The organism is Bacillus sp. BS1807G30, from assembly GCF_040047675.1.
GTDB classification, from domain to species: Bacteria; Bacillota; Bacilli; order Bacillales; family Bacillaceae; genus Bacillus; species Bacillus altitudinis.
The window spans coordinates 1,413,350-1,439,325 of the sequence record NZ_CP157353.1; the positions used below are offsets into that span (position 1 = coordinate 1,413,350).

25 protein-coding genes are annotated in these 25,976 nt (G+C 40.2%); 23 read left to right on the forward strand and 2 right to left on the reverse strand.

Translation table 11 applies throughout. The features are described 5' to 3' along the window. Positions 1 to 47 precede the first annotated feature (47 nt). Together ABG082_RS07270 and ABG082_RS07275 are read left to right on the forward strand one after the other, a co-directional pair. Positions 48 to 827, forward strand: a complete 780-nt coding sequence (locus ABG082_RS07270; protein ID WP_017367186.1) for a patatin-like phospholipase family protein — start codon at positions 48 to 50, stop codon at positions 825 to 827. 4 nt (positions 828 to 831) lie between these two features. Then, entirely contained in the window at positions 832 to 1,860 is a 1,029-nt protein-coding gene (locus ABG082_RS07275) for a SepM family pheromone-processing serine protease (protein ID WP_348936720.1), read from the forward strand. A gap of 33 nt (positions 1,861 to 1,893) precedes the next feature. On the opposite strand, the gene ABG082_RS07280 is transcribed toward ABG082_RS07275, so the two are convergent. Beyond that, positions 1,894 to 3,141: a nucleotidyltransferase gene (locus ABG082_RS07280; RefSeq protein WP_348936721.1), complete on the reverse strand. Its 1,248-nt coding sequence runs from the start codon at positions 3,139 to 3,141 to the stop codon at positions 1,894 to 1,896. A 206-nt stretch (positions 3,142 to 3,347) separates the two neighbouring features. On the opposite strand from ABG082_RS07280, the gene ABG082_RS07285 reads away from it, so the two are divergent. The 3 genes from ABG082_RS07285 (at position 3,348) to gerR (ending at position 4,739) form a co-directional block, all read left to right on the forward strand. Beyond that, positions 3,348 to 3,866: a DUF177 domain-containing protein gene (locus ABG082_RS07285; RefSeq protein WP_041092194.1), complete on the forward strand. Its 519-nt coding sequence runs from the start codon at positions 3,348 to 3,350 to the stop codon at positions 3,864 to 3,866. Positions 3,867 to 3,887: 21 nt separating this feature from the next. Continuing rightward, positions 3,888 to 4,061, forward strand: coding sequence for a 50S ribosomal protein L32 (gene rpmF / locus ABG082_RS07290; RefSeq protein ID WP_008354700.1), 174 nt, complete (start codon positions 3,888 to 3,890; stop codon positions 4,059 to 4,061). Between the two features lie 138 nt (positions 4,062 to 4,199). Continuing rightward, on the forward strand, positions 4,200 to 4,739 hold the full coding sequence (gene gerR / locus ABG082_RS07295; RefSeq protein WP_017359370.1) for a sporulation-specific transcriptional regulator GerR: 540 nt from the start codon (positions 4,200 to 4,202) through the stop codon (positions 4,737 to 4,739). 53 nt (positions 4,740 to 4,792) lie between these two features. On the opposite strand, the gene ABG082_RS07300 is transcribed toward gerR, so the two are convergent. Beyond that, the gene (locus ABG082_RS07300) at positions 4,793 to 5,272 is read right to left on the reverse strand and encodes an N-acetyltransferase (protein ID WP_348936722.1); all 480 of its coding nucleotides are present in this window, start codon (positions 5,270 to 5,272) and stop codon (positions 4,793 to 4,795) included. A 210-nt stretch (positions 5,273 to 5,482) separates the two neighbouring features. Between ABG082_RS07300 and ABG082_RS07305 the strand changes: the two genes are divergently transcribed. The 18 genes from ABG082_RS07305 to ftsA all read left to right on the forward strand — a co-directional run bounded on the left by ABG082_RS07305 (position 5,483) and on the right by ftsA (position 25,951). After that, positions 5,483 to 6,376 (forward strand): 2-dehydropantoate 2-reductase, encoded by an 894-nt coding sequence (locus ABG082_RS07305; RefSeq protein ID WP_348936723.1) that lies wholly within the window; start codon positions 5,483 to 5,485, stop codon positions 6,374 to 6,376. A gap of 64 nt (positions 6,377 to 6,440) precedes the next feature. After that, positions 6,441 to 8,060 carry a bacillithiol biosynthesis cysteine-adding enzyme BshC gene (gene bshC, locus ABG082_RS07310; protein ID WP_008345002.1) on the forward strand — a complete coding sequence of 540 codons (1,620 nt, stop codon included), beginning with the start codon at positions 6,441 to 6,443 and terminating at the stop codon, positions 8,058 to 8,060. 127 nt (positions 8,061 to 8,187) lie between these two features. Further along, the gene (mraZ, locus tag ABG082_RS07315) at positions 8,188 to 8,619 is read left to right on the forward strand and encodes a division/cell wall cluster transcriptional repressor MraZ (RefSeq protein WP_003211163.1); all 432 of its coding nucleotides are present in this window, start codon (positions 8,188 to 8,190) and stop codon (positions 8,617 to 8,619) included. 66 nt (positions 8,620 to 8,685) lie between these two features. Further along, entirely contained in the window at positions 8,686 to 9,618 is a 933-nt protein-coding gene (gene rsmH / locus ABG082_RS07320) for a 16S rRNA (cytosine(1402)-N(4))-methyltransferase RsmH (protein ID WP_007499781.1), read from the forward strand. A gap of 36 nt (positions 9,619 to 9,654) precedes the next feature. Beyond that, positions 9,655 to 10,002 carry a cell division protein FtsL gene (gene ftsL / locus ABG082_RS07325; protein WP_008344998.1) on the forward strand — a complete coding sequence of 116 codons (348 nt, stop codon included), beginning with the start codon at positions 9,655 to 9,657 and terminating at the stop codon, positions 10,000 to 10,002. Between the two features lie 7 nt (positions 10,003 to 10,009). Next, a complete protein-coding gene (locus ABG082_RS07330; protein ID WP_029575415.1) occupies positions 10,010 to 12,160 on the forward strand; it encodes a penicillin-binding protein in 2,151 nt (716 codons plus the stop codon). 124 nt (positions 12,161 to 12,284) lie between these two features. Next, the gene (locus ABG082_RS07335) at positions 12,285 to 14,204 is read left to right on the forward strand and encodes a stage V sporulation protein D (protein WP_019743279.1); all 1,920 of its coding nucleotides are present in this window, start codon (positions 12,285 to 12,287) and stop codon (positions 14,202 to 14,204) included. Between the two features lie 211 nt (positions 14,205 to 14,415). Continuing rightward, a complete protein-coding gene (locus ABG082_RS07340) occupies positions 14,416 to 15,891 on the forward strand; it encodes a UDP-N-acetylmuramoyl-L-alanyl-D-glutamate--2,6-diaminopimelate ligase (protein WP_348936724.1) in 1,476 nt (491 codons plus the stop codon). 136 nt (positions 15,892 to 16,027) lie between these two features. After that, positions 16,028 to 17,002 carry a phospho-N-acetylmuramoyl-pentapeptide-transferase gene (gene mraY, locus ABG082_RS07345; protein ID WP_007499771.1) on the forward strand — a complete coding sequence of 325 codons (975 nt, stop codon included), beginning with the start codon at positions 16,028 to 16,030 and terminating at the stop codon, positions 17,000 to 17,002. After that, entirely contained in the window at positions 17,003 to 18,358 is a 1,356-nt protein-coding gene (gene murD / locus ABG082_RS07350) for a UDP-N-acetylmuramoyl-L-alanine--D-glutamate ligase (protein WP_035700666.1), read from the forward strand. Between the two features lie 59 nt (positions 18,359 to 18,417). Then, a complete protein-coding gene (gene spoVE, locus ABG082_RS07355) occupies positions 18,418 to 19,518 on the forward strand; it encodes a stage V sporulation protein E (RefSeq protein WP_007499768.1) in 1,101 nt (366 codons plus the stop codon). Between the two features lie 198 nt (positions 19,519 to 19,716). Continuing rightward, positions 19,717 to 20,811, forward strand: a complete 1,095-nt coding sequence (gene murG / locus ABG082_RS07360) for an undecaprenyldiphospho-muramoylpentapeptide beta-N-acetylglucosaminyltransferase (protein WP_317329112.1) — start codon at positions 19,717 to 19,719, stop codon at positions 20,809 to 20,811. A gap of 30 nt (positions 20,812 to 20,841) precedes the next feature. Continuing rightward, positions 20,842 to 21,753, forward strand: a complete 912-nt coding sequence (gene murB, locus ABG082_RS07365) for a UDP-N-acetylmuramate dehydrogenase (RefSeq protein WP_007499764.1) — start codon at positions 20,842 to 20,844, stop codon at positions 21,751 to 21,753. Positions 21,754 to 21,889: 136 nt separating this feature from the next. Then, positions 21,890 to 22,669 (forward strand): cell division protein FtsQ/DivIB, encoded by a 780-nt coding sequence (locus tag ABG082_RS07370; RefSeq protein WP_008344978.1) that lies wholly within the window; start codon positions 21,890 to 21,892, stop codon positions 22,667 to 22,669. Beyond that, on the forward strand, positions 22,666 to 23,355 hold the full coding sequence (locus ABG082_RS07375) for a DUF881 domain-containing protein (RefSeq protein ID WP_017367196.1): 690 nt from the start codon (positions 22,666 to 22,668) through the stop codon (positions 23,353 to 23,355). Before ABG082_RS07370 ends, ABG082_RS07375 begins: the two co-directional genes overlap by 4 nt. Before the next feature lie 20 nt (positions 23,356 to 23,375). Further along, positions 23,376 to 24,101, forward strand: coding sequence for a DUF881 domain-containing protein (locus ABG082_RS07380; protein WP_007499758.1), 726 nt, complete (start codon positions 23,376 to 23,378; stop codon positions 24,099 to 24,101). Next, positions 24,101 to 24,469 (forward strand): small basic family protein, encoded by a 369-nt coding sequence (locus tag ABG082_RS07385; protein ID WP_003210988.1) that lies wholly within the window; start codon positions 24,101 to 24,103, stop codon positions 24,467 to 24,469. Before ABG082_RS07380 ends, ABG082_RS07385 begins: the two co-directional genes overlap by 1 nt. Before the next feature lie 159 nt (positions 24,470 to 24,628). Beyond that, positions 24,629 to 25,951 carry a cell division protein FtsA gene (ftsA, locus tag ABG082_RS07390; RefSeq protein ID WP_007499754.1) on the forward strand — a complete coding sequence of 441 codons (1,323 nt, stop codon included), beginning with the start codon at positions 24,629 to 24,631 and terminating at the stop codon, positions 25,949 to 25,951. The last annotated feature ends 25 nt before the right edge of the window (positions 25,952 to 25,976 follow it).

The window sequence follows — 25,976 nt, forward strand, 5'->3', positions numbered from 1 at the left end:
TAGACCTATAGATTCGTATATATGCATAGAAAGAGGAGGGTGGATTCATGAAACGACCGATTATCGGGCTTGCGCTGGGCTCCGGGGGTGCCAGAGGGATGGCGCATATCGGGGTTTTATCTAGTCTTGAGAAACAAGGAATTCAGGTGGATATGATCGCAGGAAGCAGTATTGGTGCTCTTGTGGGGAGCTTTTATGCGGCAGGACAAGACGTAGAAAAAATGAAAAAACTTGCACTTGTCTTCAGAAGAAAGTATTATGCTGACTATACACTGCCAAAAATCGGTCTGTTAAAAGGAAATCGAATTTTGCAGCTGATTCACACGTTTACATATGGGAAGAATATTGAAGAAATGCGCGTGCCTCTTGCGATTGTTGCCTGTGACCTTCAGACAGGGGAGAAGGTTGTGTTCAAAGAAGGGTCTGTCTCACAAGCAGTCAGGGCAAGCATTAGCATTCCGGGTGTGTTTGTTCCGCATGAAATAGGCGGCAGGCAATTGGTGGATGGAGCGGTAGTGGACCGCATTCCTGTCTCTGTTCTGAAAGAAATGGGGGCAGATCTCATTATCGCCTCTGATGTATCAAGGGTGAAAAAAACAGAAAAGGCAACGAGATTATCGGATGTCATTATGCAAAGTTTGGACATCCTTCAAAATGAATTGGTTCGTCACCAAACCATTCATGCAGATCTCATGATTCGGCCGAAGCTCGAGACCTTTAGCTCTAGTGCGTTTACACAGGTTCAAGAAATGATTGAAGCAGGTGAACTCGCCGCCGACCAACTAAAAGGAAAACTGAAAGATGTCATTGATAAATGGGAGTGTTAATCGAATGAAAAAATTAAATATTCGCTGGCTCAGCTTTTTTGCTGTTGTTCTAGTCTTATTTGGCTTAACTTTTGTGAAACTGCCCTATTACGTCACAAAGCCAGGTGATGCAACAGAAATTGCGCCACACATTCAAGTAGACGGAGGATATGGCGAGAAGGGCAGCTTTTCTCTTATGACCATTAAAGTAGGTCCAGCCAATCCATATACGTATTTGCTTGCAAAAATGAACAAGTATGACGAAATCGTTCCAGAAGAAAATATTAAAGCAGACGGAGAGTCTGATGAGGATTATATGAAACGGCAGCTGCAGCTCATGAAAAGTTCTCAAGAAAATGCGATGATTGCCGCTTATACAAAAGCAGGGAAAAAAGTAGATTATACGTTTAATGGGGTATATACGAGCTATGTGATGAAAGGAATGCCTGCTTATGGGAAGATTGAAGTGGGCGATAAGATCAAAAGCGTCGACGGCCGTACATATGAGTCAGCAGATAAAATGGTTTCGTATATCAGCAGTAAAAAAGCAGGCACTGCTGTCCGTTTTGTACTTGAACGTAATGGCAAAGAAATCACGCAGAACGTGACGTTAAAACCATTTAAAGAAGAGCCAAAACGAGTGGGGATTGGCGTATCATTATTTACAGACCGTCATGTGAAAGTGTCTCCTTCTGTGAAAGTGGACATCGAAAACATCGGCGGTCCATCGGCTGGTTTAATGATGTCACTTGAAATTTACAATCAGCTGACAAAAGAAGATGAAACACATGGCTATGCGATCGCAGGGACTGGAACGATTGATGCAGATGGTACAGTCGGACCGATTGGCGGAATTGATCAAAAGGTTGTTGCAGCAGACAAAGCAGGAAAAGACATCTTCTTTGCACCGAATGATAAAGGTGACCCAAACTCTGACTACAAAAATGCAGTCAAAACAGCAAAAGATATTAAAAGTGATATGAAAATCGTTCCTGTGGATACCATGCAGGACGCACTAAACTATTTAAACAAATTAAAAGAGAAAGCATCATAAAAAGAGCAGCCTGACTTGCAGGCTGCTTTTTTTCTATCGAGATGAAAAGAGCCCGCTCTCTTCATCATATCGAATCGGTGATGTTTTAAACTCTGCTTTTGTTAACTCTGTTTGCATGGGTTCACAGATGGGAAGGCTGAACACCCTTGAAGCGCGAATATCAAGATCAAGGGCGGGATGTGAAAAGGAAGACAGTTTACTCACAAGTGGTGCATCCAACTCTTTTTTTACAAGAGACAGGTACTGTTGTCCTTTCCTTGTCATTCCAAGTAAACGAATATAGGGCGCTTTTTTCTCTTCAAGCAGCTCGTGCATCGTCTTTTTCTTCACGTTCATTAATAGATGCGTATTCATCCGCTGTAACCTTGTCCACGTATATCGTTTTGTTTTGACAAGTGATAGATACTCCTCGTAGGAAGACGCATGTGTCATGGCTTTTTGCATGCGGTGTTCAATGCCTTCTTCAATTTCATAGATGCCCTCTAGTTCACTCGTATCCATTGTATGAAAGACATGTTTCAGAAAGCGAAAATAGGCTTCTTGCGTATGTAAAAGACCATATGAAGAATGATAGTCGTGTAATTGCTTTAAAGTAGCGTCCGGGAGGTAGGGGGTGACTGCTTGAAATGAGCTCTGTTCTTTTAAAGCTTTTCGGATACTTGTGGCGCTTGCGATTTTTTGGTTGTCAGGTAGTTCTTCATCATGATAATCAGATGCAATTCTTTGAGACGTAAAAGGCTGCATGTGAGGAGCTCTCTCTAAGATGGCTTTAACATAATGAAAGCCTAAAATGTTATTTGGTTTGGACAAATCCAGTAAGTGTTCAGAATGAATGGCCTCTTGAAACGCACCTGCTGCTGCTGCGGGATAACTAAGACCTTCTTTCACCTTTTCTTTTGTTAAAAGGTCAATCTCTGCCTTTTTTTCATGCCAAGCGTGTGCTGTGCGCTCAAATGCTTTGATCTCTCCATCCTCACTGCCGAAAAAAAGAGAATGGCATTTTAATGCATCGAGGATGGACACAGCGCCATTCGCGAAGGTTTCTGCCTTTTGTACGGCATATATGTATGGAAGCTCACACACAATGTCTACACCGTTTTGCAGTGCCATTTTTGTACGTGCCCATTTTGAAACGATGGCAGGCTCCCCGCGCTGGAGGAAAGAACCGCTCATGACGGCAATGGCAACATCTGAGGAGGTTTGTTTTTTCGCCTGGTTCACATGATAGGCATGCCCATAATGAAATGGATTGTACTCGACAACGACTCCCACTGCTTTCAATAGATGTTCCGCCTTTCTTGCTATGGTTAAATGGTCTGTGCTACAGTAGCATAAGGGAAAAATGAAGACCATTTTTTTCAGTGTAGGCATTCCGAGAACTGATGTCAAACAGCCCTTTGACGTCATGAAGGACTGTAAAGAAAAAATATTGACAAATAGCATGATGAAAGCTATAATCATGTTTGTTGCTCTTAGAGGTGATACAATTGAAATGGACAGTTTATCAGTTACATCAAAAAGCTAAAAACAGCTTCGATTTTCATGAGACGGTTGACTTAAATGAACTTACTAGCCTTCATTCAGATATACGTCGTATTTCACCAGTAGAGGTGAAAGGGACTGGAGTGATCGAATCAAAGCAAGTCGCATTTGATTTAACCATCACAGGTGAAATGACATTGCCTTGTTCAAGAACGCTTGTTGATGTAAATTATCCATTTGCGATTTCAACAAAAGAACTATTTGTACTTCATAAGACAGACGATATAGAAGATGAAGACGTATCTGTTGTAGAAGACGATATCATCGACTTAACGCCTTTAGTCAAGGAAGAAATACTTCTTGAAGTGCCCATGCAAATCTTTTGCGACCAAACAGACGTAAAAGGTGCTGCACCACAGGAAGGGAATGACTGGGCGGTCATTTCGGAAGATGCACATCAAAACCGAATTGATCCTCGTCTGGAAGGCTTGAAGAAGCTCTTAGAAGAAAATAATGAATCTTAACTCTTTAAGGAGGTGGGAATAATGGCTGTACCTTTTAGAAGAACTTCTAAAATGAAAAAAAGATTGCGTCGTACGCATTTCAAACTACAAGTACCTGGTATGGTAGCTTGCCCAGAATGCGGTGAAATGAAAATTTCTCATCGTGTCTGCAAATCTTGCGGAACATACAAAGGCAAAGACGTAAAAAGCAACTAATGCTTGATAAAAAAACGTGAGGGAATCTTCCCTTGCGTTTTTTTATTGATCTATTTTTTAGGTTTCTCTCCTGCAAATAGTCTATCTACTCTAGTAAGCGCATATGATGTGGTATTCAGATTCAGGGGGGATGATGAGTTGACGATTACACGGCAGGACGCATGGACACAAGATGAAGATTTACTTTTAGCAGAAGTTGTCTTAAGGCATATCCGAGATGGAGGTACCCAGCTTTCAGCATTTGAAGAGGTTGGAAAAGCATTGTCAAGAACAGCAGCAGCATGTGGATTCAGGTGGAATTCTTACGTCAGAAAGCAGTACCAGGCAGGCATTGAGCTTGCCAAAAAACAGCGAAAAGAACTGCGTAAAAAAATTGGTATCCATTCTTCGGGTTTACCGCAGCATGCGTTCACCATAGAAGAGAAGGCATCTTCTGATCAGACTGAACTGACGCTTCGAGAAGTAATTCGGTTTCTAGAGCAGCTTGAGAAAGAACCATCTGGTCCAGCTTATTTACGGGAGGAGCTTAAAGATGCACAGCATCAATTAAAATCACTCACCGAAGAAAATGAACAGCTGAAGCGTCAATTAAAAATGACAGAAGAAGATTACCGGGCACTTATTGGTATTGTTGAAAGAGTCAAACAGAATATCAGCTTAAAAGATTACGCAAAATAAGAAAACGCCCCTCACAGATGGAAAGAGGGGCGTTTTCTTATTGATTAAAATGATTAAGCGGACTCACCTGTGTTCTTTTGAATATGTGCAGGCTCCCAAATGAGTGGGTTTTCTCCTTTATCGCGTTCCATATCATATTTCACCGCTTCAAAGCCCATTTTATCCCAAAAACCGGCAGATTTGACGCGTGGATTCGTTCGAATTGGAAGACCGAAAGATTTTGCGAAATCAACAAGCGCTTCGCCGTATCCTTTACGCTGATATCCTGTCAGCACTTCTAGCTTCCACAGCTCTAGATAATCATGATTATGGTCAAAATACGTCGTCGTCGAGCCATCTACTTGATAGAGGCTCATACGTGCCACAAGCTTATCCCCAAAGTAAATCCCATAAAATGGAGAGTTGCTGTCATTTTCAATCATATTACTTTCTAGGTCTTCAAGCATGGAAAGTTCTTGTATGCCATATTCCTTAAATTGTTTAAATTCCTCTAATGTTTTGTAGTTAATCAGAAGACGTTTTACTTGTGTCATGTGATCTTCCCCCTTACACACATAATGTCGACAGTGATGTCATTGAAGGCGTTTTCATCCCATCCGCCTAAAAAAGTTTTTACACTTATTATTATAGTTTTTTAATTAAAAAAATTCAATCATAGCGCGTTATCTGCTTTTTGCATCGTAGCACGAAACTGGTAAAATAGTTGATAACATGAAGTAAACAGAAAAAGGGAAGTGCGGCAATTGAAAATTGGAATCATTGGCGGTGGTGCGATTGGTCTGCTTTGTGCCAGTTATTTATCAGAGCATCATGACATCACCCTCTTTACAAGAAGAAAACAGCAGGCAGAAGAAATTCGAGCATTAGGCATTGAACGAATGGTAAGAGGGGAAACCATTCAATCAGCTGTTGGGGCCGATACGGGAGTCAAAGGAATATTTGATTTGCTGATTGTGACAGTGAAGTATCATCACCTGCAAGATGTTCTAGGTGAATTATCAGGACTGCCTCGTCAGCGAATCTTATTTTTGCAGAACGGAATGGCCCACTTATTCGATTTAAAGAACTGGAAAGCGGCACATCAGTTATATATTGGTGTAGTAGAGCATGGCGCAATGAAGGTGTCTGATCGCGCAGTGAAGCATACAGGAATTGGTGTCATCAAGTGGGGAGCATTTCTGCATGAGGAAAAAGGACCTATGAATAATGGATTGTCATCGGCCGATTTTCAAATGATTTATACAGATGAATGGAAAAAGATACTGGAGGAAAAACTGCTCGTCAATGTGTGTATTAATCCGTTGACGGCTTTATTACATGTGAATAATGGGGAATTGGTATCGAACCCATCATATGAACATATGATGACATGTGCATTTGAAGAAGCGGTTTCCATTCTACGGTTGCCTGAAAAAGATCGTCTATGGGCTCATGTGAAATCGATTTGCCATCAAACGGCTGCCAATCAATCGTCGATGCTGCAAGATATCGTCAAAGGCCGCCAAACTGAAAGAAAAGCAATCATTGGCTACCTTTTAAAAAAAGCTCAAGGTCAAGGGATGACGCCGCCATTCCTCACTTTCTTGAATAGAAGCTTGGAAGTATTGGAAAAAAAGCAAACAAAATCTTTTGAGTGAGCTCATTTACATGCTATACTTTTTCGGGAAACTAACTATTTATTGAAGAAAGGAAGTTCTAAACATGCAATTGACTGAACTTTCCATCCGAAGTCAGAATTTATTCATACGTGATTATATAGAAGAAAAAAAAGAGATGACTGCTTTTTTTGATTATGATATACATTCTGAGCACACATGGAAAAAGAGATACGACGATCTCATGGAAAGGAGCTTCCCGCGCGAGGCTTTAGCGGATTATATGAGCGCATATCATGCAAAATTTGATTCGGCTGCGATGCGTGAGAATATTGAGAAGATCCGTGATGAACGGAGCGTCATGGTGGTTGGAGGACAGCAGGCAGGCTTACTGGCAGGTCCGCTTTATACCATACATAAAATCATTTCCATTATTCAGTTTGCCAAAGAAAAAGAATCAGCGCTTGGCGTTCCTGTTATTCCGGTCTTTTGGGTAGCGGGTGAAGATCACGATGTAGACGAAATTAACTTTGTGTACACGTCTGGCGAAAAAGGCCCAGTCAAACAAAAGCTTCCATTACATCATGTGAAAAAAACAGCTGCGAAAAGAACACCTCTCCACCAAGAGAAAACAGAGAGATGGCTTCGTGATGTATTTTCAACCTATGAGGAATCTGCTTACACAAATGACTTGTTTGATCAGCTTCTTCGATGTTTACGCAAATCAGAAACGTTTACTGATTTCTTTGAGTGGATTGTTTGCGATCTATTTGAAGAAGATGGACTCCTGTTATTGAATTCAGGAGACTTCGGCGTGAAGCCACTTGAACGTACGTTATTCAAGCAAATTGTGGAGTCGAGTGATGCGATCGTGGCTCGCTTAAATAACACGCAGGCTGCCATGAAACAAGCGGGGTATCAGCCGATTATTGAAGCTGGTGACCATCAAGCCAACTTGTTTTACGAATATGATGATGAGCGTTTCCTCATTGAAAAAGAGAATGGCCAATTTTCTATATCCGAAGTGGGGCTTACTTGGACAAAAGATGAGCTTTTGCAGGAAGTCGAGGAGCACCCAGAGCGGTTTAGCAATAATGTGGTGACCCGTCCATTGATGCAGGAAACCCTTCTTCCAACGCTTGCTTTTATGGCTGGACACGGTGAAGTGAACTATTGGGGTGAGCTGAAAGGCATCTTCGAGTACTTCGATGTCAAAATGGCACCCGTTCTTCCAAGACTGCACGTCACCATTCTTGAAAGGCACATTGATAAGAAGCTGCCGATAAGAGAATTGTCGGTTGAAGAAGTGCTGACAAAAGGCGTGAAAGAAAAGAAGGATGCGCACTTTCAGCAAAGTCTTCCAGACAGCTTTGTTGAATCGGTTCAACATGCCAAACGTGAATTAGCGAATGTTCATGAGGCAATGAGACAAGAAGCGCTAGAGATCGAACCAAGCTTTGAACAGCTATTAGATAAAAATGCCAAATTTATAGAAGACCAGCTTCAATTTGTTTATCAAAAGGTTGCAAAGCGTGTGGAAGAGAAGGAAGGATACATCCTTCGAGATTTTGAACGGATTGAAAATAGTTTAAAACCACTCGAAGCACCACAAGAAAGAATTTGGAATATCATGTACTTTTTAAACAAATATGGTCCAGAATTCTTCAAAACGTTCAAAAATCTGCCATTTTCATTTCAAAACAAGCAACAAATTGTCAAACTTTGAAATAAAGTTTTAATGAACCCTGACTAGTTCAGGGTTTTTTTTTATGTGGAAACAGTGTAAAATAAGTTTTGTGGAGAGAAGTGGTGGATAGTGGAGAGTATGGGTGAGAAAGTGGGGCTCTGATATCATGTTCATGGGTGAATACCAACATACGATTGATACAAAAGGGCGCATGATCATCCCTGCTAAATTTAGAGACGGTCTCGGAGAACAGTTTGTGCTGACGAGAGGGCTTGATCAATGTTTATTTGGCTACCCTATGAGTGAGTGGAAACTAATTGAAGAGAAACTCAAAGCACTGCCGCTAACGAAAAAAGATGCACGTGCGTTTACCCGGTTCTTCTTCTCCGGCGCAGTTGAATGTGATCTGGACAAGCAGGGGCGCATTAACATCGCATCCAACCTACTCCAATATGCAAAACTCGAAAAAGAATGTGTGGTCATCGGCGTTTCAAATCGAATTGAGTTGTGGAGTAAGTCGATCTGGGAACAATATACAGAAGAGCAAGAAGATTCTTTTGCTGAAATTGCTGAAAACATGATTGGATTTGATATATAATAATCCCTTGTGCAGCAAGCTTTCTACACATTCATTTCTATTTGAAAAAGGTGGGACCATATCATCATGTTTCAACATGAGACAGTATTATTAAAAGAAACAGTTGACGGTTTAAACGTCAAAGAAGACGGTACATATGTGGACTGCACGCTAGGCGGCGCAGGTCATAGCTCATATTTACTATCTCAATTATCAGAAAAAGGTACATTGATTGGGTTTGACCAAGACGATGCTGCACTGGATCATGCACGAGAGAAGCTCGCACATGTTAAAGCGAACATTCTTTTCATAAAAAGCAACTTCCGATATTTAAAAGAACGTCTGAATGAACAAGGAATTACAAGCGTAGACGGTGTGATTTTTGATCTTGGGGTTTCATCACCTCAGCTTGACACACCAGAGAGAGGCTTTAGTTATCACCATGATGCACCTCTTGACATGCGAATGGATCAAACCGCTGCTTTGTCGGCAAAACAAGTGGTGAATGAATGGCCATTTGAAGATCTAGTTCGGATTTTCTACAAATATGGGGAAGAAAAATTCAGCAAGCAAATCGCACGCAAAATTGAAGAAGCTAGAAAAAAAGCGCCAATTGAAACAACAGGTGAGCTTGTCGACATTATTAAAGAAGGAATTCCCGCACCTGCAAGACGAAAAGGCGGACATCCAGCGAAAAGAGTGTTTCAAGCGATCCGAATTGCCGTAAATGACGAATTGAAAGTATTTGAAGAAGCACTAGAACAAGCAATAGAGTTACTCAATCCGAAGGGGAGAATTTCTGTCATTACATTCCATTCACTTGAAGATCGGATTTGTAAAAGTACATTTAAAGAAATGTCTTCTCTTCCAGAACTTCCGCACGGACTACCAGTGATTCCAGAAGGACTTGAACCAAAACTGAAGCTGATCACGAGAAAACCAATCGTTGCATCAGAACAAGAGCTGGAATATAACAACCGTGCCCGTTCAGCGAAGCTCCGAATTGCAGAAAAAAAGTAAACGACACCATAGATGATGATAAAAAGGAGGTTTCTTATGAGTAATTTGGCTTACCAAAGAGAAGTAAAGCAACATCAAACCGAGCAGCAAGGTCAATCGGTTGTTATTAGAAGAAGAGGTTCTATTACACTTGGTGAAAAAATCTTACTTGTCATGTTTGTCATGGCTCTCATGTGCAGCTCGATCCTCATCATTTCGAAAGCCTTTGCTGTTTATCACGCAAATATCGAAGTGCAGAAACTAGAACAGCAAGTGTCATTAGAATCGAAAAAGATCACCGAACTGCAAAAGGAAAAAGATTTACTAAGTGAACCAGAGAGAATCATTGAAGCCGCTAAAAAAGCGGGCTTAAGCATATCGAAAGATGTTAAGAAGGTCGATTAACATGGCGATGCCTAAAAAGAATAAAATGATGAACAGAGGCGCGGCAATTGCGAGTATTTGCTTCGCCCTGTTTTTCTTTATCATCCTTGCACGTTTTATTTATATTCAGATTACGGGAACCGTTGATGGACAAGTGTTAGCTGCAAAAGCCAATGAACAATATCAATCGAAAAAAACACTTGAAGCCAAAAGAGGGTCCATTTTAGACAGAAATGGCAATGTGATTGCGGAAGATACATCTGTGTATAAGCTAATTGCAATCATGAGCAAGAAAATGACGGTCGATCCAAAGCATCCGATGCATGTCGTTGACAAAGAAAAGACAGCAAAAGAGCTGTCAAAAGTCATTGATATGAGTGAGAGTGAAATTTTAAAGCGTCTGAATACAAAGGATGCGTTCCAAGTTGAGTTTGGTAAAGCCGGAAAGGATATTAGTTTTTCAACAAAGGAAAAAATTGAAAAGCTAAAACTTCCTGGGATCGCCTTTGAAAAAGACACAAAGAGGTATTATCCAAACGGCATGTTTGCTTCGAACTTAATCGGTTACGCTAGATTAGATGAAGCAACGAAGGACATGTCAGGCGCAATGGGTCTAGAAAAGGCTCTGAATAAATATTTAAAAGAAAAAGATGGCTATGTAACATATAACAGCGACAGAAGCGGATGGGCACTTCCGAATAGTAAAGAAGACATCGTTGCCCCGAAAGACGGGAAAAACGTCACGCTGACCATCGACCAAAAAATTCAGGCATTTCTTGAAGAAAGTATGACGCAGGTCGCTAAAAAATATAAGCCGAAGAAAATCATTGCGACAGTCGTTGATCCGAAAACTGGAAGAGTTCTTGCAATGGGACAGCGGCCAAGCTTTAATTTAAATGAACTCGACATTACGAACTATAACAACGATGTCATTTCTTACGCATTTGAACCAGGTTCAACAATGAAAATTTTTACACTCGCTGCTGCTATCCAAGAAGGAGTGTACCAAGGCAGTGACAAGTATCAGTCTGGTACTTATAAAGTAGGCGGCGGTCTTGTAAGAGACCATAACAACGGAAATGGCTGGGGGAAAATTGATTTTCATGAAGGTGTTCTACGTTCTTCAAACGTAGCTTTTGCGAAACTGGCAAAAGAAAAGCTAGGTTTCACACGCTACGAACAATACTTGCAAAAATTCCATTTCTATGACAAAACAGGCATAGACTTGCCGAACGAAGCGTCTAGTAAAATCAATTTCAGATACGAATATGACAAAGCATCGACTGCTTATGGTCAGGCGTCCGCGATTACCCCAATTCAGCAAATTGAAGCGGCGACAGCCATTGCAAACGGTGGAACGATGATGAAGCCATATGTAATCGATCATATTACAGACCCGAACACAAACAAAACAATTTTACAGCACGAACCAACAGTAGCTGGAAAACCAATTTCTTCTGATACAGCGAAGCAAGTCCGTGACATTTTAGGTGAGGTCGTTTCCTCAAAAATTGGCACAGGACAGCCATATCAAATCAAAGGTTTTGATGTCGCTGGGAAAACGGGTACAGGACAAATTGGCGGTGCTGGCGGCTACCTTCAAGGGAGAAACGATTACGTCTTTTCATTTATGGGAATGGCACCAAAAGATGATCCGAAGCTACTCGTTTATGTGGCTGTCCAACAGCCTCAGCTATCTGAAACACAAACAGGCTCTGCCCCTGTTTCAGAAATCTTTAACCCTGTGATGAAAAATAGTTTGCTCTATTTAAATATCGCACCAACAAAAACAGACGATAAAAAATCTGGCAAACAGAAAATAAAACAAGAAACAATGCCGTCATTCCTAGATTTAGAAGTGAAACAGGCAGAAACAGAAGCAAAAAACAAAAAGTTATCACCTGTTGTCATTGGTGACGGTCTATCCATTAAACGCCAATGGCCAAATGCGGGCTCTGAATTCTCTGAAAGCCAGAAAGTCTTTTTGAAAACAGCAGGTAAAACCATTAAAATGCCTGATATGACAGGCTGGTCCAGAAGGGAAGTTCTTCAATATGCGTCTATTTCAGGTGTGCATATTGAAACAAATGGACAAGGATATGCTGTCAAACAAAGCATCAAAAGTGGAGCGGAGATTTCAGATAAAGTCGTCACAGTGACCTTCAAAAGTCCAAATTAATTTGAAAACCTAGCAAATCATTTGCTAGGTTTTTTCTTTTGCTTGAGCGATGGACGAGATCGTTCTATAAAAAGACGAGCCTGCATATGATGAAAACAAGCCATATGTAAGGAGTGAACCGGGCGTGCGAGTGTCAAGTGTAACAGTGAGAAAACGATTGCTTTTCGTGCTGCTGTTTGGGGTGATCATTTTTTTCATCATAGATACTAGATTAGGATATGTGCAGTTTATTATGGGCGAGAAGCTGACAAGTTTAGCGAAAGATTCATGGAGCCGTAACCTCCCATTTGAACCCGAACGAGGAGATATTTTGGACCGAAATGGGGTGGAGCTTGCGACGAACAAAAGTGCTCCCTCTATTTTAGTCGTGCCGCGGCAGGTGAAAGACCCAGCAGAAACAAGTAAAAAATTAGCAGCAGTACTGAATATGTCTGAGGAGAAAGCGTACAAGCATGTCACCAAGAAAACGTCTATAGAGCGGATTTCTCCAGAGGGGAGAAAAGTATCTCATGAAAAAGCAAAAGAAGTCAGAGAACTTGATTTAGATGGAGTCTATGTAGCAGAAGACAGTATTAGACATTATCCGTTTGGAAGTTTCTTATCTCATGTATTAGGTTTTGCTGGAATTGATAATCAAGGCTTACTTGGGCTAGAAGCGTACTATGATGATGACCTAAAAGGTGAAAAAGGCTCTGTGAAATTTTATTCTGATGCAAAAGGGCAAAAAATGCCAGATGAAGCAGATGATTATACACCGCCTAAAGATGGGCTTGATATGAAATTAACAGTTGATTCAAAAGTGCAAACCATCATCGAACGAGAACTAGACAATGCCCAGGCAAAATATAACCCAGATGGCATGATTGCCATAGCCATGAATCCGAAAAATGGTGAGGTGCTGGGAATGTCGAGCAGACCTGATTTTGATCCGGCTGACTATCAATCAGTTGATTCAAAAGTATTTAACCGAAACTTACCGGTGTGGAGCACATATGAGCCGGGATCGACGTTTAAAATCATTACACTGGCAGCTGCCCTGGAAGAAAATAAAGTAAATTTAAAACGTGATCAATTTTTTGACAGCGGATCTGTGACAGTGGATGGTGCAAGGCTCAGATGCTGGAAAAAGGGAGGACATGGATCACAGTCGTTTCTAGAAGTGGTACAAAACTCTTGTAACCCAGGATTCGTCGAGCTAGGCGACCGTCTTGGAAAAGATAAATTATTTTCTTATATTAAGAATTTCGGCTTTGGCCAAAAGACAGGAATCGACCTTCAAGGAGAAGGTAGAGGAATTTTGTTCCCGCTTGATCGTGTTGGTCCTGTAGAACAGGCAACAACAGCCTTTGGTCAAGGTGTATCTGTTACGCCGATTCAACAAGTAGCTGCAGTGGCAGCCGCAGTAAATGGAGGAACGCTTTACACGCCGTATATTGCAAAAGAATGGATCGATCCAATTACAAAAGAGGTGGTTAAAAAGCAATCACCAATTGCCAAGAAGAAAGTCATTTCAGCGGAGACGTCTAAAGAAATCAGGTATGCCCTTGAAAGTGTAGTCGCTCAAGGAACTGGCCGGAATGCATTCGTTGAAGGATATCGGGTGGGCGGAAAAACAGGAACAGCACAGAAAGTAAAAGACGGAAAGTACATGGAAAATAACCATATTGTGTCATTTATCGGTTTTGCGCCTGCGGATGATCCAAGCATTGTTGTGTATGTAGCAGTAGATAACCCAAAAGGCACGATTCAATTTGGTGGGACAGTAGCAGCACCTATTGTGGGCCATATTATGCGAGACAGTCTGCCTGAAATGGGCGTGAAAAAAAGAAAAGGACAAATTGAAAAGAAGTACCAATGGCTGGACACAAAAACCATTGAGGTACCGAATCTTGTAGGAGGATCTGTTTCTGACCTTGAATCACTCTTGATTAATTTAAAGATTGATGCTTCAGGAACTGGCAGTAAAGTGGTGAAGCAATCGCCTGCTGCCGGCACAAAGGTCAAAGAAGGTTCCACGATCCGATTATACTTAAATGATGAATAATAAAGAATGAACAGAGGGTAGCCGCACTCATTCGGCTGCCTCTTTTTGTTGAAAGAGAAGGGTCGCTTTAAAAAAAGAGCATAAAGTGTGTTTTTTCCAAGAGAAACTTAAGGAATACGCTGGATGTATCCTTTTTTTTACGATAAAATATAGACTGTGTGTTTTTTTCACAAGACATGCACGTGAACGAATTTGAGAGGTTTGATATGAAATGAAATTACAAGAACTCCTTACATACTTTAAAAGTGAAAACAGTGAACTGATAAACGAAAATCCGGAGATTACTTCCATTGAAATGGATTCAAGAGAAGTAAAAAAAGGGAGTCTTTTTGTCTGTATAAAAGGCTATACAGTAGATGGACATGATTACGCTGAAAAAGCGGTGAAAAGCGGGGCTGCAGCAATTGTAGCAGAACACCCACTTCACATAACAGATGTACCAGTCATTATTGTAAAACACTCTCAAAGAGCACTTGCAAGAATGGCAGATGCTTTTTACGAACAGCCAACTCATAAACTCAATCTAATTGGTATTACAGGAACGAACGGGAAAACGTCCACAACACACATGATTGAACAAATGATGAGAAAAGCCGATAAAAAAACAGGTTTAATCGGTACGATGTATATGAAGGTAAACGATGAAATTCTCGAAGTGAAAAACACAACACCTGAGAGTGTCACCCTTCAGAAGACCTTTAAGCAGATGCTTGATCAAGACGTAGATACAGCCATTATGGAAGTATCATCACATGCTTTGCATCTTGGGCGTGTTCATGGATGTGATTATGATATTGCCGTCTTTACAAATCTTACCCAAGATCATCTGGACTACCACAACACAATGGAAGAATATAAACATGCAAAAAGCTTGCTCTTTTCTCAGCTTGGAAGTGCCTTTCAGCACGATAAGCCGAAGCATGCCATTTTAAATGCAGATGATGAAGCGTCTAGTTATTTTGAAAAAGTCACAGCTGCTGAAATTATGACGTATGGCTTAGAGCAAGAATCAGATGTAATGGCAAAGAACATTCAAATCAAACCAAAGGGAACACAATTTGATTTGATCACCCCAATCGGCACAAAAAATGTGACGGTTGCCCTTATTGGGAAATTCAATGTGTATAACATTCTAGCAGCTGTATCAGTAGGAATTGTATCAGGCTTAACGTTTGAAACGATCGTTAGTGCCATTGAAGAACTTGAGGGAGTCAAAGGAAGATTCGAACTTGTGAATTGTGATCAAGACTTCCCAGTCATCGTTGATTATGCGCACACACCTGACAGTTTAGAAAATGTACTGACTACGTGTAGAGAATTAACAGAAGGTAGAATTTTCTGTGTAGTTGGCTGCGGGGGCGACCGTGATAAAACCAAGCGCCCTCAAATGGCCCAAATCGCTGTGAAATATGCAGATGAGCCTGTTTTCACATCAGATAATCCAAGAAGTGAAGATCCATCAGCCATTTTGAAAGACATGGAAAATGGCGTGCCAAATGCCTATTATCACAGCTTTGTGAACCGGAAACAGGCCATCTTTTTTGCCATTGCTAATGCAAAAAAGGGCGATACAGTCTTAATAGCTGGAAAAGGCCATGAGACGTACCAAATCATTGGTGATCAAGTCTATGACTTTGATGATGCCAAGGTGGCAGCCGACGCTATTTTAGATCTAAACAAATCTTAAAAATGATGAAAAGAGTGTAATGAAATGAAGCATTTTGTACAAAAACAACATACGAAAGACACGAATGAATATCATAATAATGAATGCTATTTTCTAATGGAAAACGGCTTTGGAAATTCGGAAGGAGTAAAGAACAATGCTTGAACAGGTGATATTGTTTACAATCATAATGGGATTTTTAATCAGTGTTCTTTTATCCCCGATTTTTATTCCGTTTTTAAGAAGACTTAAATTTGGTCAAAGTATTAGAGAAGAAGGACCTCAGTCTCACCAAAAGAAATCTGGTACCCCAACAATGGGTGGAATTATGATTATCTTTTCTATTACAATTACAACGATCGTGATGATTAACAAATTCTCTGAGATTAGTCCAGAAATGTTTTTATTGTTATTTGTCACCCTTGGCTACGGATTATTAGGATTTTTAGATGATTATATTAAAGTAGCGATGAAGCGAAATCTTGGCTTAACATCGAAACAAAAACTGATCGGGCAAATTGTGATTGCTGTGATTTTCTATGCAGTCTTCCATTACTATGAGTTTGCAACGACTATTCGCATTCCAGGAACAGATGTCAGCTTTGACTTAGGATGGGCATACTTTATCCTCGTCGTTTTCATGCTTGTCGGTGGTTCTAATGCGGTAAACCTTACGGATGGACTTGATGGTTTATTATCTGGAACAGCTGCTATTGCATTCGGAGCTTTTGCTATATTGGCTTGGAATCAATCTCAGTATGATGTGGCGATCTTTTCGGTAGCAGTAGCAGGGGCTGTCCTTGGGTTCCTTGTCTTTAATGCGCATCCTGCAAAAGTATTTATGGGTGATACGGGATCGCTTGCTTTAGGCGGTGCCATCGTGGCCATTGCCATTTTAACGAAACTTGAGATTTTACTCGTCATTATTGGAGGAGTATTTGTTGTTGAAACGTTATCCGTTATCCTTCAAGTCATCTCCTTTAAAACAACTGGAAAAAGAATCTTTAAGATGAGCCCGCTTCACCACCACTATGAGTTAGTTGGCTGGTCTGAGTGGAGAGTAGTTGTCACCTTCTGGACAGCTGGTTTATTGCTTGCTGTTTTAGGAATTTACATCGAGGTGTGGTTATAATTGAATAGGATGCAAATGTTAAAAGACGAACATGTACTAGTACTAGGCCTTGCAAAAAGCGGATATGCGGCAGCCTCAATTCTTCACGAACACGGAATAAACGTGACGGTCAATGACCAAAAAGCTTTTGAAGAAAACGAGCCTGCTCAGCTACTTTCTGAAAAGGGGATTGATGTCATTTGTGGCAGTCATCCTCTTCGTATGTTCGACGATAAAGAAATTACGATTTTAATTAAGAACCCTGGAATTCCTTATGAGAATGTGATGGTTCAAGAGGCGCTTCGCCGAAAAATTCCAGTTTGGACTGAAATAGAATTGGCGTATCATTTGACCTCGTCTCCTTTTATTGGGATTACCGGATCAAATGGAAAAACGACCACGACCACTTTGATTTATGAAATGTTGAAAAAAGACAGCCAAAAAACATTGGTAGCAGGTAATATCGGAACGGTCGCAAGTGAAGTTGCCGCGCGTGCAGCGGGCGATGAATGGATCGTAACTGAGCTCTCTTCATTTCAGTTAATGGGAACCGTTGAATTCAGACCTAAAATCAGCTTAATATTAAATATTTTTGACGCACATTTAGACTATCATCACACGCGTGAAGAATACGAAAAAGCAAAACAGAAAGTGTATGCACATCAACAAGAAGATGACATAGCTGTGGTTAACCTAGATGATCCTTCTGTTGTCAAACTAGCAGAAGATTCGAAAGCGCAAAAAGTGTTTTTCTCAGTTAAAGAGCCGGTAGCACATGGAGCGTTTATTAAAGATGGTGCCATTTACTATATGAATGAACATGTCATTGACCTCAAGGATGTTGTTCTTCCTGGTGAGCATAACCAAGAAAATATTCTAGCAGCTATTTGTGTTGTAAAAAATGCAGGCTGCTCAAACGAAGCGATTGCGCAAGTTCTTACTACATTTAGTGGAGTGAAGCATCGTTTGCAATTTGTGGAGACGATTCAAAATAGAAAATTTTATAATGACAGTAAAGCGACCAATATACTGGCAACAAGTAAAGCTTTGTCTGCCTTCAAGCAGCCGACCATTTTACTAGCAGGTGGACTGGATCGTGGCAATGAATTTGATGAATTAAAACCTTTTATGAAGAATGTAAAAGGAATGATTACATTTGGTGAGACTGCGCCTAAGTTTGTGAAGCTTGGTGAAGAGCTGGGAATACATCACGTAAAACATGTCGATAATGTTGAACAAGCAGTACCTGCGGCGTTTAGCATATCTGAAGAAGAAGACGTGATTTTATTGTCTCCAGCTTGTGCAAGCTGGGATCAGCATAAAACATTTGAAGAACGTGGAGACATGTTTGTAAACGCCGTGCATATGCTTAAATAAGGGCTTGTCTCTCATATGACTGACAGCCCAAATGAAATTATGCTTGGGGTGTCGGTCTCTTGACGAATAAGAAAACTTCTCCGGATTTTTTGCTTGTTGTCATTACGTTACTTTTATTGACGATTGGTTTAATTATGGTGTACAGCGCAAGTGCTGTGTGGGCATCGTATAAATTTGATGATTCGTTTTATTTTGCAAAAAGACAGCTTTTGTTTGCCGGAATCGGAGTTATCGCAATGTTTTTCATTATGCGGGTCGATTATTGGACGTGGCGGACTTGGTCAAAGATACTGATTGCAGTGTGTTTTCTCCTCCTCGTGCTTGTCTTGATTCCTGGTATCGGTATGGAGAGAAATGGTTCAAGAAGCTGGATTGGTGTCGGTGCGTTTAGTATTCAGCCCTCTGAATTTATGAAGCTTGCGATGATTGCGTTTCTTGCAAAATTCTTATCTGAAAAGCAAAAGAATATCACATCCTTTCGTAAAGGTTTCGCCCCAGCACTAGGCATTGTGTTTTCTGCATTTGCCATCATTATGCTGCAGCCGGACCTAGGTACAGGAACGGTTATGGTTGGAACTTGTATTATTATGATATTTGTTTCAGGTGCGAGAATCGCTCACTTTATCTTTCTCGGTCTTTTAGGGCTTAGCGGATTTGCCGCACTTGTCTTATCAGCACCCTATCGAATAAAACGAATTACATCTTATTTAAATCCTTGGGAGGATCCACTTGGCAGCGGGTTTCAAATTATTCAATCGTTATACGCTGTCGGTCCAGGCGGTCTGTTTGGAATGGGGCTAGGTCAGAGTAGACAAAAATTCTTCTATTTGCCTGAGCCTCAAACAGACTTTATCTTTGCTATATTGTCTGAAGAACTTGGATTTATAGGTGGATCACTCATTTTGCTGCTCTTTAGTGTTCTATTGTGGAGAGGCATTAGAATAGCCCTCGGGGCACCAGATTTATATGGAAGTTTCTTGGCAGTGGGTATCATCTCAATGGTTGCCATTCAAGTAATGATTAATATCGCAGTTGTCACTGGTCTCATCCCTGTGACGGGCATCACACTCCCATTCTTAAGTTATGGCGGTTCATCACTGACATTAATGCTGATGGCAATTGGCGTACTTTTGAATGTAAGCAGATATGCTAGATATTAATGTGCTGATAGTTCATGAAACCATATAGACTTTTATTTTGCAAAAGTATGAAAAAATGATTTGAAGAGTGAAAATGGCAGTTTCTGTTTCGAAAACATGATGATTGACTCTTCTTTACAGGTTTTGACGGAGCCCTGTTGTTTAAAACAGGGTTTATACTTTGTTCAGAGCAGAAAAAAATTGAGGGGAAATGGTATAATGCGTATAGTTATTAGTGGAGGCGGAACAGGCGGGCATATTTATCCTGCTCTAGCTTTTATTAAAGAAGTGAAAAGACTGCATCCTGATGTGGAATTTTTATATATTGGCACTGAGAACGGGCTTGAAAAGAAAATTGTAGAAAGAGAAAATATCCCATTTAAATCAATTGAAATTTCAGGTTTTAAAAGAAAGCTTTCCTTTGATAATGTAAAAACAGTGATGAGGTTTCTAAAGGGCGTCCAAAAAAGTAAATCTTATTTAAAAGAATTTAAGCCGGATGCTGTTATTGGAACAGGTGGTTATGTGTGTGGTCCTGTTGTTTATGCTGCGTCTAAGCTAAAAATCCCGACGATCATTCACGAACAAAATAGCCTGCCAGGCATCACAAATAAGTTTCTGGCAAGATATGTGAATAAAGTAGCCATCTGTTTTGAAGAAGCAAAGGAACACTTTCCTTCAGAAAAGGTTGTTTTTACGGGAAACCCAAGAGCCTCTGAAGTCGTCTCTATTAAAGAGGGAAAATCTCTTAAAGAGTTCGGGCTGGATGAGAAGAAAAAAACGGTTCTCATTTTTGGCGGGAGCAGAGGTGCAGCTCCAATCAATAAAGCAGTGATTGACATGCAAGATGAATTAAAGGCAAAGAACTATCAGCTTTTATATATTACAGGTGAGGTTCATTATGAAAAAGTGCTGAACGAATTAAAAGAAAAAGGTGAAGCGCCGAATATGATCACAAAGCCTTTCTTGCATCAAATGCCGGAGTATTTAAAATCAATTGATGTCATTGTTGCAAGAGCGGGAGCCACAACGATTGCTGAAGTGACGGCACTTGGAATTCCGACCATCTTCATTCCAAGTCCATACGTGACCGCAAATCATCAGGAAATTAACGCAAGATCACTTGAAAAACATGATGCTGCGATCGTTTTAAGAGAATCAGAGCTTTCTGGAAATCGCTTGCTTCATGCAATTGATGAAATTGCTGGTAATGACGAGAAACTACATCAAATGAGCCGTTTAACAAAAGAACTCGGAGTACCAGATGCGGCCACACGTTTATATAATGTGTTAAAAGAAATTACGACTTCATGATGAATGATATGAGGTAAGGCGGAGGGTAATATGGAGAACTTGAAGAATGAATTATTAGAAGCGCAAGTTGGTAAAGTACTTGAAAACGAACCGCTTGCAAATCATACGACAATGAAAATAGGCGGACCGGCCGATCTATTAGTCATCCCTAAAGATGTCGATGCTGTCAAAACAATTATGGATCAGGTGAAAAAACATGATACTCAATGGACGGTCATTGGAAGAGGGTCCAATTTACTTGTTCTTGATAAAGGAATTCGCGGGGTCGTTTTAAAGCTGGGCGCTGGGCTTGATCACTTAACTGTCAATGATGAAGAGATTACAGTTGGCGGAGGCTATTCAGTTGTAAGACTCGCGACGTCTCTTAGTAAGCAGGGGCTGTCAGGATTGGAATTCGCAGCTGGTATTCCAGGTTCTATTGGTGGCGCTGTTTATATGAACGCAGGGGCACATGGATCTGACATCAGCAAGATTCTTGTGAAAGCGAGAGTCTTATTTGAAGATGGAACGATCGAGTGGTTAACTAATGAGCAAATGAACTTTAGCTATCGAACTTCTGTGCTTCAAAAGGAACGCCCTGGAATTGTTCTCGAAGCAGTGTTCAAGCTTAAACAGGACGAACGTGAGAAAATCACAAAGAAAATGCAGCAAAATAAAGATTATCGCAAGGAAACACAACCGTATAATAAACCATGCGCCGGCAGTATTTTCCGAAATCCATTACCTGAATATGCAGGACAGCTTGTAGAAAAGGCGAATTTAAAAGGATATCAGATTGGCGGCGCTAGAATTTCTGATATGCACGGAAACTTTATTGTCAACGCTGGTGGGGCGAAGGCTCAAGATGTGCTCGACTTAATTCAGTACATTCAAAAGAAAATCAAAGATGACTACAATGTAGAGATGCATACAGAAGTGGAAATTATTGGTGAAGCAAATTAAAGGCTACTACTTATGAATGATGGTATCACAGGAAAACAAACGGCATTTTTTCATGCCGTTTGTTTTCTAATCAATATGAGATAAAGAATGATCCAAAGGTGCGGACAAGCAGCTTTGAATGAGGTGAAGAGTATATATGCGGCCTGATCATGAAAATGAAAAGATCGTCAATATAGAAGAGCGAATCCCTAAAATTAAAGAACAAAGGAAGCAGAAAGCGAATCGGAGATTAATCTCTTTTATTTTGCTGTTTTTTATCATGGTTTTAATTATTGTCTATTTGCAAACACCAATCAGTAAAATTTCTTCTTTAACCATTACTGGCAATGAACATGTACCAACAAAACAGCTCGTTAAACTTTCGCAAATTAAAGAAGGCGAGACAGAGTTTTGGAATTTAAATAAAGATATGACAGCAGACCATATAAAGCAAAATAAATTGATTAAAAGTGTCAGTATCAAAAAACATTTCCCTAATAAGGTCAGTATTGCTGTCAAAGAGTATGCAAATATTGCGTATCTGCAAAAGGGACATTTTTATTATGAGCTTCTTGAAAACGGGACGGCTTTGCCAGATGAAGTAACGCCAAGTCACGCAGGACCTATTTTTGTCGATTGGGACAATAAAGAGAAATTGAAGCAAACAGTGAGAGCTCTGAATCAACTGCCGGCTTCTATTCAGGAACTAATCTCAGAAGTATATTACGTACCGACTAGCTCCAATCAGTGGCTCGTTAAATTTTATATGAATGATGGAAACACCGTTATCGCATCAATTAAAACATTCGCAGATAAAATGACGACGTACCCTGCCATTGTCAAAGAGCTTTCGTCCTCTGAGAAAGGTACGGTTCATATGGAAGTAGCCACGTATTTTGAAGCTTTTAAATCTAAGAAAAAGGAAGATGAACGTTGAGAGGCAAAACCGTCATATTCTCAATTGTAATGCTTGTTCTTGGATTTCTGATTTCTTTTTCATACCAATATACGAAGCAGCATCAAGCAGATGTCAATCGAACCGAACAATGGAAAAAAGAATATTCTTTGAAAAGTCAGCTAACAAAGCAAGAAAAGGCGAATCAAAAACTTGAAAAAGAACTTTATCGTCTTCAATCAAAGGTTCAAGCAACAGAGTTTGGTTTGAAAAATGAAAAAGAGCAGTATTTTAATGTTTTGGAAGATGTTGAGAAATACAGAATGTTTACAGGAGAAATAGGTGTAAAAGGGAAAGGGGTAAAAGTATCTCTTGAAGATGCATCTTATATCCCGAGTGGACAAAATGTCAATAATTACATTGTGCATGAGAGCCACATTTTCCATGTGATAAACGAACTATTTATATCAGGGGCATCTGCTGTAGCTATAAACGGACAAAGAATCACACACCAATCATACATACATTGTAACGGTCCAGTCGTCACGGTTGATGGTGTTCAACATCCAGCACCATTTGTCATTTCTGCTATTGGAGATCCAGCTGTTTTAATTCCTGCATTAAACATTGCAGGCGGGGTGGTTGATCAGCTGACAAGTGATCATATTTCCATGACGATTGAAAAGAAGGATATTCGTATGAATCCTCTTCTAAGAAACAAAGATTAAATGTGAAAAGGTGAGTGGTGTTGAGGAAAAAGAAGCCATTACTTAGTTTGACAGTCCTGATGGTCATATTTGGCATCATGGTCTCCATCCAGTTTAACTCTCTACAAAAGCCTAAAGTTCGCGATACTCGAGACGTTTGGGAATTAAGAGAGGATTTATCTGCATCTAAAAGTAAGGAACTGGATTTATTGAAAGAAATTGATAAATATGATGAAATGCTAAAAAAGTATGGCAACCAAGAAGATCAATCCAAAGAAGCACAATTAACAAAAACGTTGAAGGATTTGAAAGAAAAGGCTGGTTTTACAGAGGTAACGGGTGAAGGAGTTGAAATAGAAATTACTCAGCTTTTTTCTAAGGAACTTACCGGAGAAGAAGTCAAAAATATACCACCTGATCTTCTGAAAAAATTAATCAACGAAGCCAATATGTTTGGGGCAAAACATATTTCCATTAATGAACACCGGGTGATTAACACCAGTGTTATTCGAGATATTAATGGTACGACGAAAATGGATGGTTACAGCATAGATGGTGATACAGTCACTATTAAGATGGTCAGCGAGCAGGCCGATAAATTATACAGCCGTTTAAATGTATCAGATATTGGTGATTTGTTTGCTCAGGAAAATTTTAGTTTGAGTATTAGACCGCCGAAGAAAAAAATTCATTTAAAAGCATTTGACGGTACAATTCAGTTAAATGAATTGAAGCCTCTTGACGATGTAAAGGAGGGAAAATCTTAATGTGGCTTCCTGTACTTGGTCTAATCATAGGAGTTGCGATCGGTTTCTTAACAAATTTTACGATACCGAATGAGTATTCTAACTATCTTTCCCTCGCTGTACTTGCTGCGCTTGATACATTGATTGGTGGAATCAGAGCACATCTGCAAGGGGCATACGATGAACTAGTGTTTGTATCAGGTTTCTTCTTTAATATTATACTCGCAATAAGTTTAGCTTTTCTGGGCGTCCATCTTGGTGTAGACTTGTATTTAGTCGGAATGTTTGCATTCGGTGTTAGATTGTTTCAAAATATCGCCGTTATTCGAAGAATTCTACTAACAAAATGGACAATTTCTAGAGAAAAAAAGAAAAAAAGTGAGTCATAAAAAAGGATATACATATGATGTAACGAATATTTTCAGTAATCCTAATAAAAAATGTTGATTTTTTAAGTTTTGTTACACACTTGTAAAAACACATTCATTGTATTGTTGTTCAGCAAATAATAGAATAGAAAGTATTGATATGTGAGGAGGTGCCATAGAATGAACAACAATGAAATTTACGTCAGCCTTGACATCGGTACATCCAATATAAAAGTCATCGTCGGAGAAATGGCGGATGATTCGCTTAACATTATAGGTGTTGGAAATGTCCCTTCAGAGGGGTTAAAAAAAGGATCGATTGTTGATATAGATGAAACAGTTCATTCTATTAGACAAGCATTTGAACAGGCTGAGAGAATGGTAGGTTTTCCTTTACAAAAGGCGATAGTCGGAATTAACGGAAACCACATTCATATTCAGAATACGAGCGGCGTGGTCGCAGTGTCTAGTGAAAATAAAGAAATACATGCTGAAGATGTGAGACGTGTCTTGGATGCTGCACAGGTAGTATCTATTCCGCAAGAACATCTCGTAGTAGACGTCATTCCGAGACAATTTATCGTCGACGGAAGAGATGAGATCACAGATCCGAAAAAAATGCTAGGTGTACGGCTAGAAGTGGATGGATCGTTAATCACAGGTTCTAAAACGATTCTACATAACTGGCTCCGATGTGTAGAGCGGGCTGGTATTGAAATTATGGATATTTGCTTGCAGCCACTCGCATCGGGTTCAGCAGCGTTATCGAAAGATGAAAAAAATCTAGGGGTAGCTCTTGTCGATATTGGCGGCGGCTCTACTACGATATCCGTATTTGAAAACGGGCATCTCTATTCTACTCACAGTATCCCATTGGGCGGAGAGAACATTACAAAAGATTTGTCTATAGGACTTAGAACTTCCACTGAAGAAGCTGAACGAATCAAAAAGCAATTTGGGCATGCATTCTATGATGAGGCATCGTCTGAGGAGACATTTGAAGTTTCCGTCATCGGTACGGACCAAAAACAGACGTATACACAACTTGAAGCAGCCAATATCATTGAAGCACGGTTGGAAGAGATTCTGCTTTTTGTGGCAGAGGAATTACGCAATATGGGTGTCCATGATTTGCCTGGCGGATTCGTTCTAACAGGTGGACAGGCAGCTATACCAGGTATCCTTTCTCTGGCACAAACGGTCTTACAAAACAATGTAAGAATCGCAAGTCCTAATTATATTGGGGTCAGGGAACCTCAATATATGACAGGAGTGGGCCTGATCCATTTTGCTTATCGCAATGCAAAGATTCAGGGCAGACAGGTTGGATTCCAAATGCCGGATGAAGCATTTCATGAAGTAGGCGCGTCCATGGAGCCGGTTTCTTCTACACCACAAGTAAAAGAAGCTCAGCCAAGACCGAAAGTGAAACAAAAAGCACAACAAGAGACAAATAAAAAACCGGGCAAAATGAAAAAACTATTTAATATGTTCTGGGAATAGAACTAGATTTTCGACGGATTAGGAG